10 protein-coding genes are annotated in these 16,404 nt (G+C 69.3%); 8 read left to right on the top strand and 2 right to left on the bottom strand.

The features are described from left to right. Window positions 1-51: 51 nt before the first annotated feature. The gene (locus ACWCWD_RS04545) at window positions 52-2,781 is read right to left on the bottom strand and encodes a transglycosylase domain-containing protein (protein ID WP_450770177.1); all 2,730 of its coding nucleotides are present in this window, start codon (window positions 2,779-2,781) and stop codon (window positions 52-54) included. 387 nt (window positions 2,782-3,168) lie between these two features. On the opposite strand from ACWCWD_RS04545, the gene ACWCWD_RS04540 reads away from it, so the two are divergent. The 3 genes from ACWCWD_RS04540 to ACWCWD_RS04530 all read left to right on the top strand — a co-directional run bounded on the left by ACWCWD_RS04540 (window position 3,169) and on the right by ACWCWD_RS04530 (window position 6,391). Next, the gene (locus ACWCWD_RS04540) at window positions 3,169-3,852 is read left to right on the top strand and encodes a helix-turn-helix transcriptional regulator (RefSeq protein ID WP_450770175.1); all 684 of its coding nucleotides are present in this window, start codon (window positions 3,169-3,171) and stop codon (window positions 3,850-3,852) included. A gap of 64 nt (window positions 3,853-3,916) precedes the next feature. Next, window positions 3,917-4,999 (top strand): inositol-3-phosphate synthase, encoded by a 1,083-nt coding sequence (locus ACWCWD_RS04535; protein WP_390964085.1) that lies wholly within the window; start codon window positions 3,917-3,919, stop codon window positions 4,997-4,999. 123 nt (window positions 5,000-5,122) lie between these two features. Then, window positions 5,123-6,391 carry an MFS transporter gene (locus ACWCWD_RS04530; RefSeq protein WP_450770174.1) on the top strand — a complete coding sequence of 423 codons (1,269 nt, stop codon included), beginning with the start codon at window positions 5,123-5,125 and terminating at the stop codon, window positions 6,389-6,391. Window positions 6,392-6,509: 118 nt separating this feature from the next. Here ACWCWD_RS04530 and ACWCWD_RS04525 read toward each other — a convergent pair whose 3' ends face one another. Beyond that, window positions 6,510-7,952: a CCA tRNA nucleotidyltransferase gene (locus ACWCWD_RS04525; protein WP_450770172.1), complete on the bottom strand. Its 1,443-nt coding sequence runs from the start codon at window positions 7,950-7,952 to the stop codon at window positions 6,510-6,512. Window positions 7,953-8,136: 184 nt separating this feature from the next. Between ACWCWD_RS04525 and ACWCWD_RS04520 the strand changes: the two genes are divergently transcribed. The 5 genes from ACWCWD_RS04520 to ACWCWD_RS04500 all read left to right on the top strand — a co-directional run bounded on the left by ACWCWD_RS04520 (window position 8,137) and on the right by ACWCWD_RS04500 (window position 16,347). Further along, on the top strand, window positions 8,137-10,434 hold the full coding sequence (locus ACWCWD_RS04520; protein WP_450770171.1) for a DUF6049 family protein: 2,298 nt from the start codon (window positions 8,137-8,139) through the stop codon (window positions 10,432-10,434). A gap of 49 nt (window positions 10,435-10,483) precedes the next feature. Then, window positions 10,484-12,643 (top strand): murein biosynthesis integral membrane protein MurJ, encoded by a 2,160-nt coding sequence (gene murJ / locus ACWCWD_RS04515; RefSeq protein ID WP_450770169.1) that lies wholly within the window; start codon window positions 10,484-10,486, stop codon window positions 12,641-12,643. Between the two features lie 131 nt (window positions 12,644-12,774). Further along, window positions 12,775-14,466, top strand: coding sequence for a protein kinase family protein (locus ACWCWD_RS04510; RefSeq protein WP_450770167.1), 1,692 nt, complete (start codon window positions 12,775-12,777; stop codon window positions 14,464-14,466). 28 nt (window positions 14,467-14,494) lie between these two features. Continuing rightward, window positions 14,495-15,217, top strand: a complete 723-nt coding sequence (gene sigM / locus ACWCWD_RS04505; protein ID WP_450770166.1) for an RNA polymerase sigma factor SigM — start codon at window positions 14,495-14,497, stop codon at window positions 15,215-15,217. Next, complete coding sequence (locus tag ACWCWD_RS04500) at window positions 15,214-16,347, top strand: anti-sigma factor family protein (RefSeq protein WP_450770165.1); 1,134 nt, start codon at window positions 15,214-15,216, stop codon at window positions 16,345-16,347. Before sigM ends, ACWCWD_RS04500 begins: the two co-directional genes overlap by 4 nt. The last annotated feature ends 57 nt before the right edge of the window (window positions 16,348-16,404 follow it).

Genomic DNA, 16,404 nt, shown 5'->3' with positions numbered 1-16,404 from the left:
CAGGTGCGGACGGCCCTCGGAGACGGCCCTGATCGGGAGCCGGCAGTTCGGCTATCCGTTGCCGTTGCCGTTGCCCCGGCTCGAACCGAAGATGTCTCCTACGTCGTCGGCTTCGTCGGTGGCGGTCGCCGTGGGATCGGTCCCGGTCGTCGTGCCGTCGGTGTCCGTGCCGGCCGCCGCTCCCGCCGTGTCCGTACCGGCTGCCGCTCCGGCATTGGTCCCGTCTGGGACGCAGGTGCTCCAGCCCCAGGTCTTGCAGGTCTCGGTCGGTGCCGGGGTGGTGGGGGGAGCGGTCGTCGGAGTGGGCTCCTCGGACGGCTCCTCGGACGGTGTGGGAGACGCGCTGGGGGTCGGCGAGGGGGACGGGCTCGGGCTCGCGCCGCCGCCGTAGACCTTCTCGCCGATGGGTTCGGGAGTGGGGAACTCCACGACCTTCGTGCCCTTCACCGCGTCGACCATGTAGTCGTGCCAGACCTGCGCGGGGAACGACGCGCCGTGGATCTTCTCCTGGCCACCGGTGCCGAACATCTTCTGGAAGGCACGGTCCTTGTGCTTCTCGTTGTCGTCCATCCGGAACATGCTGATGGCGGTGGAGATCTGCGGGGTGTACCCGACGAACCAGGCCGACTTGTTCTCGTCCGTGGTGCCCGTCTTGCCCGCCACTTCCCGGCCGGGAAGCTGGGCGGAGGTGCCCGTGCCGTGCTCGACGACGTTCTTCAGCACGTCGGTGACGTTGTCGGCGACGGCGGAGTCGAAGGCGGTCTTGGTCTTCTTCTCGTGCCGGAAGACGACCTCACCGCCCTGCTTGACCTCGGTGACCGAGAAGGGCTCGTTCTGCTTGCCGCTGGTGGCGAACGTGGCGTACGAGGCCGCCATCCGGATCGCGCTGGGGGAGGACGTGCCGATGGAGAACGACGGAACGTGGGAATCGGCCATGTAGTCGTCGTCGCGCAGGCCCGCCGCCATCGCGACGTCCTTCACCTTGTCCGTACCGACGTCCATGCCTAGCTGGACGAAGGGCGAGTTGATCGACTCCTGCATGGCGTACCGCAGGTCGACATCACCGTAGGAGGTGTGGTCGTCGTTGGTCTGAAGCCACTGCTTGCCCTCCTCGTTCTCCCAGGGCGTCCCCGTGTAGTCATTGATCTTGAGCTCGTTGTCGCCGTTGTAGATGCTCTTCGGCGAGACCGGGGTGCGCTCGGACTCGCTCTGGACTTCGCCCCCTTCGGGGTCCCGCTTGCCGTACTCCATGGCCGCGGCGAGCACGAACGGCTTGAACGTCGAACCGACCTGCGCACCCGTGGGGTTGGCGTTGTTGGTGTAGTGCTTGGTGGCGTCCTGCCCGCCGTAGATGGCGATGATGGCACCGGTGGCGGTGTCCACCGACGCACCGCCGAACTGGACGTTGGTGTCGTACTCCGGACGCTTCTTGGGGTCGATGTTCTCGTCGTAGACCCGCTTGACGGCGGTGTTGAGCTTCTGGACCTTCTTCTTGTCGAAGGTCGTGTGGATCTCGAAGCCGCCCTGGGCGAGGGTGTCGGAGGTGAGTCCCTTGACGTTGTCCAGGACGTAGCTCTTGGCCAGGTCGACCAGATAGCCCGTCTGACCGCTGAGCTGCGCGCTCTTCTTCGGCGCGACCGGCATCGGGAACTCGGTGTACTTGGCCCGCTCCGCCGCGGAGAGGTGGCCGTCCTTGACCTCCTCGTCGAGAATCCAGCCCCAGCGCTTCTTGGCCCGGACCAGGTTCTTCTCGGCGGTGGCCTGCTCCGGGTCCACCTCGGGAGCACCGGCCGGGTCGTAGTAGCTGGCGCCCTTCAGCAGGGTGGCCAGGAAGGCGCACTCGCTCGGGTTCAGCTCGGTGGCGTCCTTGCCGTAGTACGTACGCGCCGCGGCCTGGAGCCCGGAGGCACCCCGGCCGTAGTAGGAGACGTTGAGGTACCCCTTCATGACGTCGTCCTTGTCCATCTTGCTGCCGACCTTCAGCGTGATGAACAGTTCCTTGAACTTACGGCTGATCGTCTGTTCCTGGGTGAGCATCGAGTTCTTCACGAACTGCTGGGTGATCGTCGACCCACCCTGGGTCTCACCGCCCTTGGCCATGTTGAACAGGGCGCGCGCGATACCCATCGGGTCGATGCCGTGGTCCGTCTCGAACGACTTGTTCTCGGCCGAGATCACCGCGTACCGCATGGCCGCCGGGATCTGCGCGTAGCTGATCTCCTGGCGGTTCACCTCACCACCGGTCGCCACCATCTGCGAGCCGTCGGACCAGTAGTAGACGTTGTTCTGCGCCTTGGCCGCCTTGCTGACCTCCGGCATCTGCACCAGCGCGTACGAGACGCCCGCGACACCCATCAGAAGTCCCAGGAAACTCAGACAGAGGCCCGAGACCAGCTTCCACGAGGGCACCCAGCGGCGGAACCCGTACTTGCCGTAGCGCGGGTAGTCGATGATCCGCTTCTTGCCCGGCCCACCGTCCCCCCGGCCCCGCCCGGGGCCCTCCGAGCCCCCGCCGCGACGCCGGCCACCTCCCCCGCCGCCGCCCGGCCCCCCGGAGCCGGGGCCCTCGGCCCCGCGCCGCCGGCCGCCGCGCTGAGCGGCGCGACGCGCTTCGGCGCGGCCTCCCGGCGGACGTTCCTCGGCGTACGGGCCCGAGGGTGACTCTTGCGTCACCCTCGGTGATGGTGCTGCGCGGCGTCCTGCTGACTGCGGCGCGGCTCGTCGGGCCGCGGCACGCCCCCCGTCTTGCGGTTGAGGCGTTTTGCGACGGTGCTCGCTCATCGAACGACTACTCCTCGGGCAGGCGAGAGCGCCTGGAAGCGGCAGTTGAGATCCGGTCCCCCCGAATTGCGGACAAGCCCTGCGGAAGGCACATCCGCAGTACATCCGGCAGTCCGCGTGTTCTGACGCCATGCGGCGCTTCGCGGTTCCCGGTGATCTGCATGCCGGACAGACTACGCACGCTCAAAACCCATCTAGGGCCGAAGTTCACCCCAAATGACGCAAGTCGCTTGCTACGAATTAGTGATGTGACGCCGTTCACGAAGGCAGCCCTTGCCGAACCCTGCGGGCCGATCTATCGTGCAGATGTATCGAGTCGATACATCAGGGCGGCATAAGTGCCCGATCCGAGCATCACGGGACCACACGGCAACGGAGGAGGCGAAGATGAGCAGACGCTCCGGCATCCTCGAATTCGCCGTCCTCGGACTGCTCCGCGAGTCCCCGATGCACGGCTATGAGCTGCGCAAACGCCTCAACACCTCGCTGGGCATCTTCCGCGCCTTCAGCTACGGCACTCTGTATCCCTGCCTCAAGACGCTGGTTGCCAGTGGCTGGTTGATCGAGGAGCCGAGCACCGCCCCGGCCGATCTCGCGACGCCCGCCTCTTCACTGGCGGGGCGCAGGGCGAAGATCGTGTACCGGTTGACGGCTGAGGGCAAGGAGCACTTCGAGGAACTGCTCTCGCACACCGGCCCGGACGCCTGGGAGGACGAGCACTTCGCGGCTCGCTTCGCCTTCTTCGGCCAGACGGAACGCGAAGTGCGGATGCGCGTCCTGGAGGGCCGGCGCAGCCGGCTGGAGGAGCGCCTGGAGAAGATGCGCGCCTCTCTCGCCCGCACCCGGGAACGACTCGACGACTACACACTTGAGCTGCAGCGGCACGGCATGGAATCCGTGGAGCGCGAAGTGCGCTGGCTGAACGAGCTCATCGAGAGCGAGCGTTCGGGACGGGACCGGCGACGGTCCGGGCCCGAGGGCTCCTCTCAGCAGGACACCGCAGAGGAAACGGGCGGCCTGCCCCGGCGCCGGGCTGACACCCCGCCGGATCCGTCCGATGACACCGCCTGATGGAGCTTCCGCGCATCGCGGGAGCCCTCGTCGGGACCACCATTACACACAGGGAGCAACCGGAATGGGTTCGGTTCGCGTAGCCATCGTCGGCGTGGGCAACTGCGCCGCCTCGCTGGTGCAGGGCGTCGAGTTCTACAAGGACGCCGATCCGGCCGGCAAGGTGCCCGGTCTGATGCACGTCCAGTTCGGCGACTACCACGTGAGCGACGTCGAGTTCGTCGCCGCCTTCGACGTCGACGCGAAGAAGGTCGGCCTCGACCTCGCGGACGCCATCGGTGCCAGCGAGAACAACACCATCAAGATCGCGGACGTGCCCACCACCGGCGTCACCGTCCAGCGCGGCCACACCCACGACGGTCTGGGCAAGTACTACCGCCAGACGATCGAGGAGTCCGCCGAGGCCCCCGTGGACATCGTCCAGGTCCTCAAGGACAAGCAGGTCGACGTTCTCGTCTGCTACCTCCCCGTCGGTTCCGAGGTCGCGGCGAAGTTCTACGCCCAGTGCGCCATCGACGCCAAGGTCGCGTTCGTCAACGCCCTCCCGGTCTTCATCGCCGGCACCAAGGAGTGGGCGGACAAGTTCACCGAGGCCGGTGTCCCGATCGTCGGCGACGACATCAAGTCGCAGGTCGGCGCGACCATCACGCACCGCGTGATGGCGAAGCTCTTCGAGGACCGGGGCGTCATCCTGGACCGCACGATGCAGCTGAACGTCGGCGGCAACATGGACTTCAAGAACATGCTCGAGCGTGAGCGCCTGGAGTCCAAGAAGATCTCGAAGACGCAGGCCGTCACCTCGCAGATCCGTGACCGCGAGCTCGGCGCCGACAACGTCCACATCGGTCCGTCGGACTACGTGGCGTGGCTGGACGACCGCAAGTGGGCCTACGTCCGCCTCGAAGGCCGCGCCTTCGGCGACGTCCCGCTGAACCTCGAGTACAAGCTCGAGGTGTGGGACTCCCCGAACTCGGCCGGTGTCATCATCGACGCCGTCCGCGCCGCGAAGATCGCCCTGGACCGGGGCATCGGTGGCCCGATCCTCTCGGCCTCCTCGTACTTCATGAAGTCCCCGCCGGTCCAGTACTTCGACGACGAGGCCCGCGAGAACGTCGAGAAGTTCATCGCCGGCGAGGTCGAGCGCTGATCCAGCCCCACGGCTGACAGCATCGCCCCGCACGGGAGCGGAAACGCGCCCACGCAGGTATGACGTCCAAGGTCCCCGAGCCCGCGCGCTCGGGGACCTTCGGCGTATGTGACCCTTGCTCACATGGCTGTCGCGCGTGATCTGCGGATACTCCTGCGCCTTCGGAACTTCCGTCGCCTCCTCGCCGTACGGCTCCTCTCCCAGGCGGCGGACGGCGTCTACCAGGTCGCACTGGCCGCGCACGTCGTCTTCTCACCCGAGAGGCAGGCCTCGGCCGGCGCCATCGCCTCCGCCATGGCGGTCCTGCTTCTCCCCTACTCCCTGGTCGGCCCGTTCGCCGGTGTGCTGCTCGACCGCTGGCCGCGCCGTCAGGTCTTCCTCCACGGGAACCTGCTCAGAGCCGTCCTCGCCTGCTGCACCGCGCTGCTCATCCTCGGCTCGGTGCCCGAGTGGCTCTTCTACGCGTCGGCGCTCTGCGTCACGGCGGTCAACCGCTTCGTCCTGGCAGGGCTCTCCGCCGCCCTGCCACGTGTCGTCGACGCCGACCGGCTGGTGCTCGCCAACTCGCTCTCCCCGACCGCCGGCACACTGGCGGCCACCGCCGGCGGCGGACTCGCCTTCGCCGTCCGCCTGCTGGCCGACGACTCGGACGCCGTGGTGGTGCTGCTGGGCGCCCTGCTCTACCTGTTCTCGGCCCTGGTATCCCTGACCCTGCCCCGCAAGCTGCTGGGCCCGGACGACCAGGAGAGCGCGGTGCACCTGCGGGCGGCACTGGGGATCACCGCGCGAGGGCTCGTCGCCGGGATGCGGCATCTGGTGGAGCGCCGGGACGCGGGCCGGGCGCTGATCGCCATGACGGTGCTCCGCTTCTGCTACGGCGCCCTGACCGTCATGGTGCTCATGCTCTGCCGCTACGCCTGGTCGGACGACGAGTCCGAGGGGCTGGCGCTGCTCGGACTGGCACTGGGGATCTCCGGGGCGGGCTTCTTCGTCGCCGCGGTCGTGACGCCCTGGGCCGTGAACCGGTTCGGCCGGTACGGATGGATCGTCGTCTGCGCGGGGAGCGCGGCCGTCCTGGAACCCGCCCTGGGCCTGTCCTTCGCTCCGGCACCGCTGATGGTCGCGGCATTCGTGCTCGGCGTGGCGACGCAGGGATCGAAGATCGCGACGGACACGGTGGTTCAGACATCGGTCGCCGACGCCTACCGGGGGCGGGTCTTCTCCCTCTACGACGTGCTCTTCAACGTGGCGTTCGTGAGCGCGGCCGCCACCTCCGCGCTCGTCCTGCCGACCGACGGCCGGTCCGTCTCCGTGGTGGCCGGGGTGGCCGTTCTCTACGCGGCGGTCGCCCTGGCGATGTTCCGGTGGCGACGCACGGCCACGGCCTCCTGACCCACCGACTCCCGCCCCGCGGAGACGGCCGGTGTTTCACGTGAAACACCAACGCCCACCACCACCGTGCGGCCGGTGTTTCACGTGAAACACCGGCCGCACGGGAAGAACCCGCGACTCAGCTCCGCGCCCGCCACCACTCGACGAGAGCGGCAGCCGCGGCCTCCTCGCCCATCGGCCCGTTCTCCAGCCGCAGCTCCAGCAGGAACGCGTACGCCTGGCCGATGACGGGCCCCGGGCCGATGTCGAGAATCCGCATGATCGCGTTTCCGTCCAGATCGGGGCGGATGGAGTCCAGCTCCTCCTGCTCCTGGAGCAGCGCGATGCGCTCCTCCAGCGCGTCGTACGTCCGCGAGAGAGCGTTCGCCTTGCGCTTGTTCCTGGTCGTGCAGTCCGAACGGGTGAGCTTGTGGAGCCGCTCCAACAGGGGCCCGGCGTCGCGCACGTACCGGCGCACGGCCGAATCGGTCCACTCGCCGTCGCCGTAGCCGTGGAAGCGCAGGTGGAGCTCGACCAGCCGGGAGACGTCCTTGACCATGTCGTTGGAGTACTTCAGCTCCGTCAGACGCTTCTTGACCATCTTGGCGCCGACCACCTCGTGGTGGTGGAAGGAGACGCGACCGTCCTTTTCGAAGCGCCGGGTCCGGGGCTTGCCGATGTCGTGGAGGAGCGCGGCAAGCCGCAGGACGAGGTCCGGGCCGTTCTGCTCCAGGTCGATCGCCTGCTCCAGCACGGTCAGGGAGTGCTCGTAGACGTCCTTGTGACGGTGATGCTCGTCACTCTCCAGCCGGAGCGCCGGCAGTTCCGGCAGCACGTACCGGGCCAGTCCCGTGTCGACCAGTAGCCCCAGCCCCTTGCGGGGGTGCTCGGAGAGGAGCAGCTTGTTGAGCTCCTCCCGAACGCGCTCGGCCGAGACGATCTCGATGCGGGCCGCCATCTCCTTCATGGCCGCGACGACCTCGGGGGCCACCTCGAAGTCGAGCTGCGCGGCGAACCGTGCGGCCCGCAGCATGCGGAGCGGGTCGTCGGAGAAGGATGCCTCCGGTGTTCCGGGCGTGCGCAGGACCCGGTCGGCGAGGTCCTTCATCCCGTCGTGCGGGTCGATGAACTCCTTCCGCGGCAGGGCGACGGCCATCGCGTTGACCGTGAAGTCGCGGCGGACCAGGTCCTCCTCGATGGAGTCCCCGTACGAGACCTCGGGCTTCCGGGAGGTGCGGTCGTACGCCTCCGAACGGTAGGTCGTGACCTCGACCTGGTAGCCGTCCTTCTGCGAGCCCACCGTGCCGAACGCGATGCCGATCTCCCAGACCGAGTCGGCCCAGGGGCGGACGATCTTGAGAACGTCCTCCGGCCGTGCGTCGGTGGTGAAGTCGAGGTCGTTCCCGAGCCGTCCGAGCAGCGCGTCACGGACCGAGCCGCCGACCAGGGCGAGGGAGAACCCCGCTTCCTCGAAACGGCGGGCGAGGTCGTCGGCGACGGGGGACACCCGCAGCAGTTCGCTGACCGCACGGGGCTCCGCCTGGCTCAGGGCGCTGGTCTTGTCTTCGTTGGCGTTCGGCACAACAGAAAAGGGTACGTGCCCCGACCGGCCCGGGCGTCATCGTTTCCAGGAGCCCTGCGAGACTCTGCCGATCATGAGGGGCGGTCCGGAGCACTCCGCCACAGCGCACCTCGTTACCATGCGGGGACGCAGAACCGACAGCGATCGACACCCCAGCTGACGACGACGAGGGACGGGTACACGCGTGGCCGAGGCGGCAGACTCTCAGGGGACACATCCCTCTCCTGCTCGCCGGTGGATGAGGCGTACAGCGTCCGTGTTGCTGGGGGCGCCCCTGCTGACCGGTCTGCTCGCCGGTCCGGCGGCATCGGCTCCCCTCGCCGGCCCGGTGGAGAAGGCCGCCGCCGTCTCCAGCACGGTCGACGTCGCGCTGAACTCGCTCACTCCCAGCGCACCGGTGGAAGGGGACACGCTGGTCGTCTCCGGCACCCTGACCAACAAGGGCAAGGAGACGATCAAGGACGCCGAGGTGGACCTCCGGGTCGGTCCAAGGCTCTCGGGGCGTTCCTCGATCGATGCGAACGCCAAGCGGACCGGATATCTGCCGGGCGTCGACGCGGAACCGCTCGGCGACCCGTACACCGTGCAGGTGTCCTCGCTCCGCAAGGGCGTCAGCCAGGACTTCTCGCTCTCCGTCCCGGTGGACAAGCTGCCCCTGGACTCCGCCGGTGTCTACCAGCTGGCCGTCTCCCTGACCGGGCAGACGTCCGTCAGCTCCTACGAGCGGGTCCTCGGCATCCAGCGCACCTTCCTGCCCTGGCAGCCCGAGGAGAGCGACTCCAAGTCCAAGCTCACCTTCCTCTGGCCGCTGATCGCCTCCGCGCACATCACGGCCGAGACAGCTTCGGACGAGCAGCAGACCCCCGTCTTCGAGGACGACGAGCTCGCCGCCGAGCTGCAGCCGGGCGGCCGGCTCGAACAGCTCGTCTCCCTGGGCAGTGGCCTCCCGGTGACCTGGGTGATCGATCCGGATCTGCTGGCGAGCGTCGACGCGATGGCAGGGACCTACCGGGTCAAGTCCGGGGACACCACGGTCCCGGGCACCAACCAGGCGGTCGCGAAGAAATGGCTCGAAGCCCTGCAGAAGGCGGTGAACGGCGGCAAGGTCGTCGCCCTTCCGTTCGCCGACCCCGACCTCGCGTCCATCGCCCACCGGGGCAAGAACGTCTCGGGCACCCTCAGCCATCTGCAGACCGCCACCGAAGCGGCGACGACCACGGTCGAGACGGTCCTGCACACCACGCCGACCACCGACTTCGCCTGGCCCGTGGACGGTGCCGTCGATCCGTCGATCGTCGATGTGGCCACCTCGGCCGGGGCCCACAACGTGATCGCCCGCAGCGACAGCCTGAAGGAGACCGGGAACCTGCCGTACACCCCCACGGCTGCCCGGCCCATCGGCGGCGGTACGAACGCGGTCGTGGCCGACTACCGTCTCTCCACGGCCTTCGGCGGTGACATGACGGGGGGCGAACGCTCCACGCTCGCCGTCCAGAACTTCCTCTCCCAGACCCTGGCTTTCACCAAGCAGGACGAGGAGAAGGAACGCAGCATCGTGGTGGCTCCCCAGCGGATGCCCACCGCCGCACAGGCGCAGACGATGGCACGGGCTCTCCAGACGCTCGACGACGGCCGCTGGACGGAGTCCCTGGACCTGGTGGCCGCCTCCGAGGTCAAGCCGGACACCGAGGCGACCACCCGCGTGCCCGGCTCGTCCGCGTACCCGAAGAAGCTGCGCCGCCAGGAACTGCCCACCCAGGCGTTCCAGGACATCAGGGCCATCCAGGACTCGCTGAACAGCTTCCAGGTCATCCTGACCCAGCCGGAGCGGGTGGTGACCCCGTTCGGCAACGCGATCAACCGCTCGATGTCGACCTCCTGGCGTGGAAAGCCGCTGGAGGCCCAGCAGTACCGTGATGCGGTACGCACGTACCTCCAGGGGCTCGTCGGCCAGGTGAACCTGATCGCGAAGTCGGACGTCACACTCTCCGGCCGCAGCGCTACGATCCCCGTCACCGTGCAGAACCAGTTGGTGCAGGGGGTCGACCACCTGGTACTCAGGCTGACCTCCGACAACGCCACCCGTCTCAAGCTCAACGACGGCGGCGCGGTCGCGCAGCTGCCGGTGGCGATCGCGGGCGGCCACAGCCAGTCGGTGAAGTTCGACGCGGACGCCAACGTCAACGGCCAGGTGCAGGTCAGGGCCCGCCTCTTCACCCAGGACGGGACGCCGTACGGCGACGAGATGACCTTCACGGTGAAGGTCTCCGAGCTGACGCCGACCGTTCTGCTGGTGATCGCCGGAGGCCTGCTGCTGCTGGTCCTCGCGGGTGTGAGGATGTACAACCACCGGAAGCGCGCCGTCGCAAGCGACACGTCGGAAGGCGGCGGCGGCGAACCCGAGCAGCCGAGTGACCCGACACCGGACACCGGGCCGGAAAGCGGGGACCCGTCCGGGACGGGTGAGAAAGTGGACCGTTGAGCGATGTCTGTCGAGGCCGGTCGGCCGGGGACGATGAGGTGGGGTTTCGATGAACGCGCCGTACGACGGTGACCGCGTGCATGGCGCGGGCGGGACGGGCGCCGACCGTGTGCCCCCGGAGACGGGACCGGACGGGATGGCTCCGGCCGACCCGTACCTCCAGCACGCCTACGACCACGACCCCTACCGGGCGCGCGACCTCGCCGCCCAGGACCCGGTCGGCGAAGCCCTGTACGACCGGGCTTCCCACCCGCCGCCGCCCCCGGGCACGTACCAGGAGCCGCAGCCGCTCTACCAGCAGCCTCCCGCGTCCCAGTACCCCCCGGACCCCCGGCTCTGGGCCCAGACGCCCGCACCGGAGCCCGCAGGGCCCTCCCGGCACCTTCCCTACGGCGACGACGCCCTGACGACTCAGTTCGTGGGCGTCGACGACCTCGTCACCCGCGCCTCGGAGGACGAGGTGGAGCCGGACGCCTTCGCCCACCTCTTCCGGGACCAGGAGGGCTCCGGCGGCGGCCGGCACGCTGCCAGCGCGCCCGAACCCGAGCCCGCCAAGGCGCCCGCGCCGCAGAAGTCCGGCGGACGGGCTTCGGGACTGCTCAAGTCCAGTGCCCTGATGGCCGCCGGAACGCTCGTCTCCCGGCTCACCGGCTTCGTCCGGAGCCTGGTCATCACGGCGGCCCTCGGTGCGGCCCTGCTCGGCGACAGCTTCACCATCGCCTACACCCTGCCGACGATGATCTACATCCTCACCGTCGGCGGCGGTCTGAACTCCGTGTTCGTCCCCCAGCTCGTCCGTTCCATGAAGGACGACGAGGACGGCGGCGAGGCGTACGCCAACCGCCTGCTCACCCTGGTGATGGTCGCGCTCGGCGTGATCGTGGCTGCGGCGGTGTTCGCCGCGCCACTGCTCATCAAGCTGATGTCGCTCCCTATCGCCCGAGACCCCGACGCCAACAGTGTGGCCGTCACCTTCGCGCGCTACTGCCTGCCGACGATCTTCTTCATGGGCGTGCACGTCGTGATGGGGCAGATCCTGAACGCACGCGGCAAGTTCGGCGCGATGATGTGGACCCCGGTCCTCAACAACATCGTCATGATCGCCACGTTCGGTCTCTTCATCTGGGTCTACGGCACCTCGGCCGAATCCCGGATGGGCGTCGAGACCATCCCGCCGGACGGCGTGCGGCTGCTGGGCATCGGCACCCTGCTCGGGCTCACCGTGCAGGCCCTGGCGATGATCCCGTACCTGCGCGAGGCCGGATTCCGCTTCCGGCCGCGCTTCGACTGGAAGGGTCACGGCCTCGGCAAGACGATCAAGCTGGCCAAGTGGACCGTGCTCTTCGTCCTCGCCAACCAGGCGGGCGTCCTGGTCGTCACCCAGCTCGCCACCTCGGCGGGCAAGCTCTCCGGCCAGGACGGCACGGGCTTCCTGGCGTACTCCAACGCCCAGCTCATCTGGGGCATGCCGCAGGCCATCATCACCGTCTCCGTGATGGCCGCCCTGCTGCCCCGCATCGCCCGGGCCGCGCACGACAACGACCCCGGCGCGGTCCGCGACGACATCTCGCAGGGGCTGCGGAACTCCGCCGTCGCGATCGTGCCGGTCGCCTTCGCGTTCCTCGCGCTCGGCCTGCCGATGTGCACCCTGCTCTACGGGTCCAGCGGGTCCGATGCCTCCCGGTCGATGGGCTTCATCCTGATGGCCTTCGCCCTCGGCCTCATCCCGTACTCGGTGCAGTACGTCGTGCTGCGCGGCTTCTACGCCTACGAGGACACCCGCACCCCCTTCTACAACACGGTCATCGTGGCGGCCGTCAACGCCGCCGCCTCGGCCCTCTGCTACGTCGCCCTCCCGGCCCGCTGGGCGGTGGTCGGCATGGCGGCGTCCTACGGCCTCGCCTACGCGGTCGGGGTCGGCATCGCCTGGCGCCGGCTGCGCAAGCGGCTCGGCGGCGATCTGGACGGCGCCCGCGTCGTCCGCACGTACGCCCGCCTCTGCATGGCGGCGATCCCTGCCGCACTGGTCGGAGGTGTCGTGGGAGTCGCCCTGCTCGAACTTCTCGGCGAAGGAGTGCTCGGTTCGGTCGCCGCACTGATCTGTGGCGGTCTGCTCCTGCTCGGCATCTTCTTCGGAGCGGCCAAGAAGATGCGGATCGAAGAGGTGAACGGCCTGATGGGTATGGTCCGGGGACGGCTCGGCCGCTGAACGGGCGCCGCAGCACACAACCATCGCCGGTCTCCGCGTGTCGTGCATAGCGCCGGAGTGTGGGCACAATTGGCGTGACTGTAAGCAGAGCTGGCTGGCATCGCGCAACGGATGGGGAGGCAGGAACGACGGTGGCGGAACGTAGCACGGCTGCCGTCGACGTGGCCGACAACAGCGGCGACGAGCCGCTGGCCGCGAAGGCGGACGAGGCCACGACCGACGGGACGGCTGAAGCCAAGAGCGCGGAGGGCGGGAGCCCCGACGGCGTGGACGACAAGGACGCAGGCTCCCCTGCGGAGCCGCCGGCACCCGATCTGCACAGCGGCCACAAGCTGGCCAAGCGCTACCGGCTCGAAGAGTGCGTCACCCGGCTGGATGGTTTCAGCAGCTGGCGAGCGGTCGACGAGAAGCTGCGGCGCGCGGTGGGAGTCCACCTGCTCACGGCGAACCATCCCCGCGCCCGGCCCGTGCTGGCAGCGGCACGCTCGTCCGCCCTGCTCGGCGACCCACGCTTCGTGCAGGTGCTGGACGCCGTGGAAGAGGGCGACTTCGTCTACGTCGTCCACGAGTGGCTCCCGGACGCCGTCGAACTCACCACGCTGCTCGCCGCGGGCCCGATGGAGGCGCACGACGCGTTCCAGCTCGTCGGTCAGCTCTCCCAGGCCATGGCCGCAGCACACCGCGAGGGGCTGGCCCATCTGCGCCTGACCCCCGGCGCCGTCCTGCGCAGCTCCACCGGGCAGTACCGCATCCGCGGCCTCGCCGTGGACGCCGCCCTGCGGGGCATCACGGCCGAGCGTCCGCTGCGTACGGACACCGAGGCGATCGGCGCCCTGCTGTACGCGGCCCTCACGCAGCGGTGGCCCTACGAGAGCGACGCCTACGGGCTCGTGGGCCTGCCCAAGGGAATGGGGCTCATCGCCCCCGACCAGGTCAGGGCGGGAGTCCACCGCGGCCTCTCCGAGCTCGCCATGCGCGCGCTCGCCAACGACGGCGCCACCGCGTCGCGGCAGGAGCCTCCCTGCACCACCCCGGACGAGCTGGCCAAGGCGGTCGCCGCGATGCCGCGCATCCTGCCGCCCGAGCCGACCTTCACCGCTCCGCCCGAGTACCAGCGGACCACCTACCAGCAGGGAACGTACGGGCGTCCGTCAGCCCGCCCCGCACAGCCGGTGCCGGTCATGGCCGCGCCTCCGGCGCCGCTGCAGAGCCGCACCGGCAGGGCTCTGAAGTGGGCCGTCTCCGCCCTGCTCATCGCAGCGCTGGGGCTCGGCAGCTGGCAGCTCGCCGAGACTCTCCTGGACAACAAGAAAACCCCGGAGACCGACACGACCCGGACGACGGACAGCGGCAGCACCGACAAGAACGTACTCGTCTCCGGCAAGCCGATCACCATCGTGGGAGCCCAGGACTACGACCCTCTCGGCACCGACGGGGGCGAGAAGCCCGAGGCGATAAAGAATGCCTACGACGGTGACCCGAGCACCTACTGGTCCACCCAGAGCTACTACACCGCCAAGTTCGGCGCCCTCAAAACAGGCGTCGGCATGGTTCTCGACCTCGGCAAGGTGCAGCAGGTCGGTTCTGTGGACGTCTCCTTCCTCGACGGCACCACCTCGGTCGAGCTGCGCACCGCGAAGGACGCGTCACCGCCCTCCATGCCCGACGGCTTCACCAAGGTGGCCGAGGGTTCGGGGACGGACGTGACGCTGAAGCCCGGGAACCCCGTCCAGGCGAGGTACCTGCTCGTCTGGCTCACCGAGCTGCCCGGCAGTGGGAAGGATTACCGGGGCAAGGTCTCCGAGATCAAGGTCACCAGCTGACGGACGCAAGGGGCGGGGGAGCTCACCGTTGGACGACGCCAGATTCGTCGACATCAGCGACCAGGAGCTACTGGCACAGCACGTGGCCGGCGTACCGGAAGCCTTCGGTGAGCTGGTGCGGCGCCACCGGGACCGCCTGTGGGCCGTGGCGCTGCGGACGCTCGGAGACCGGGAGGAAGCGGCGGACGCGGTCCAGGACGCCCTCGTCTCCGCGTTCCGCTCCGCCCACACGTTCCGGGGACAGTCCGCCGTCACCACCTGGCTGCACCGGATCACCGTGAACGCCTGCCTCGACCGGGCGCGCAAGGCCGCCTCCCGCAAGACCTCACCGGTGGACACCGCCGAGCGCCTCGATCAGGTGCTGGAGCCGCACGAGTCGGCCGAGGCACCCGCCGAGCGTCAGGATCTGCACCGTGAGCTGCTGGCCGCGCTCGCCACGCTCCCTCCCGAGCAGCGCGCCGCGTTGGTCCTCGTGGACATGCAGGGATATCCCGTCGCGGAGGCAGCCGTGATTCTCGAAATCCCGGCCGGCACGGTGAAGAGTCGCTGCGCCCGGGGGCGGGCCAGACTCCTGCCGCTGCTGAGTCACCTGCGCGGGCGCGACACGGAGGACCCGCCAAGGACGAGCAAGGGCCCGCCAGGTTCCGATCGGAACCGATCACAAGGTCCATTCGTCCCAAGGGCGTCAGCGCCGAGGGACGCAGGAGCGCATGATCCTGCCGCAGCGCAGGGCGGAGGCGGACACCCATGACATCCACGACCGACACGGCTCAGCATCCGGACGTCACCGAGATCTCCGACTTCGACGAAGGCGTCCTCCCCGTCGCCCGGGCCACGGAGATCCGGCGTCACCTCTTCAGCTGCGCGCTCTGCGAAGACATGCGCTCCTCCCTGGAAGAGATCAGGTCTCTGCTCGGCTCGCTGCCGGAGCCTTCCCCCATGCCCGCCGACGTCACGGCCCGCATCAGCGCAGCCCTCGCCGCCGAGGCACCTCTCGACACCCGCACCCCTGCGGTCGCCCCCGCGGAGAGCGTCGATGTTTCACGTGAAACGGCGCCGCGTGAACCAGCGGTCGCTGAAGCAGCGGCCCGTGAAGAAGCGTGCAGTGGAGCAGCCGCCCGTGAAACAGCGGCCGACCGAACGGCATCGTGGACCGCGGAGCAGCCGACAGATCACACCGCGGAGAACTCGGCGGAGAACCCGGCGGAGAGCACCGCCGAGCAGACCGCAGGCTCGGCTGCCGGGAATCCGCCGAAGCGCAGGGCGCCGATGTCCCGTTCCGCCACCAGCCCGTCCGGCGCCTCCACAGGCCCGGGCCGGCGCCGTTCCCCCCGGCGTCGTCGCATCGTCCTAGGGACCGTATTCGGCGCCGCGATTCTGGGCATGGGCACGCTCGTGTTCCAGACGGCAGGAATGACGGCCGGCGCTTCGTCCGACAACAAAGCGGACTCCGGGGCCATGGCTGCGTCCGCGCCCTCGGAGGACGGCGCGGGGGCAGCAGCGTCATCCGCCGTCGAGTTCACCACGGCCACGCTCCCGGAACAGGTGCGCGGCCTCCTGGACAGCGCCTCCGCCCTTCAGCGCACCGAGGGTGCCGACAGCCCCCCGCGGGAAGCAGGCTCCTCCGGGCCACCCACGGTCGACCGTCCACTGCGGGCGCCGTCCGTACCCGCCTGCGTCCAGCGGGCCCTCGGCCGTACTGCTTCCGCCCTCGCGGTGGAGACAGGCGTCTACCGGGGGGCCGACACCTATCTCGTGGTACTGCCGCACCCCACTGACAGTTCCCAGGTCACCGCCTACCTCGTCGACGCCGGATGCACCGCCGCCGATCCCACGGGTACGGGCTCCCTTCTGTTCACCCACGCCTACCCCCGCACCTGACCCCGATGTGCCCCACGCCACGCAGGGCAGATCGGGAATGCACGCCCCGTAGGATCC

This window comes from Streptomyces sp. NPDC001493, from assembly GCF_053597235.1.
This window is presented reverse-complemented; position numbering and strand designations above follow the sequence as displayed.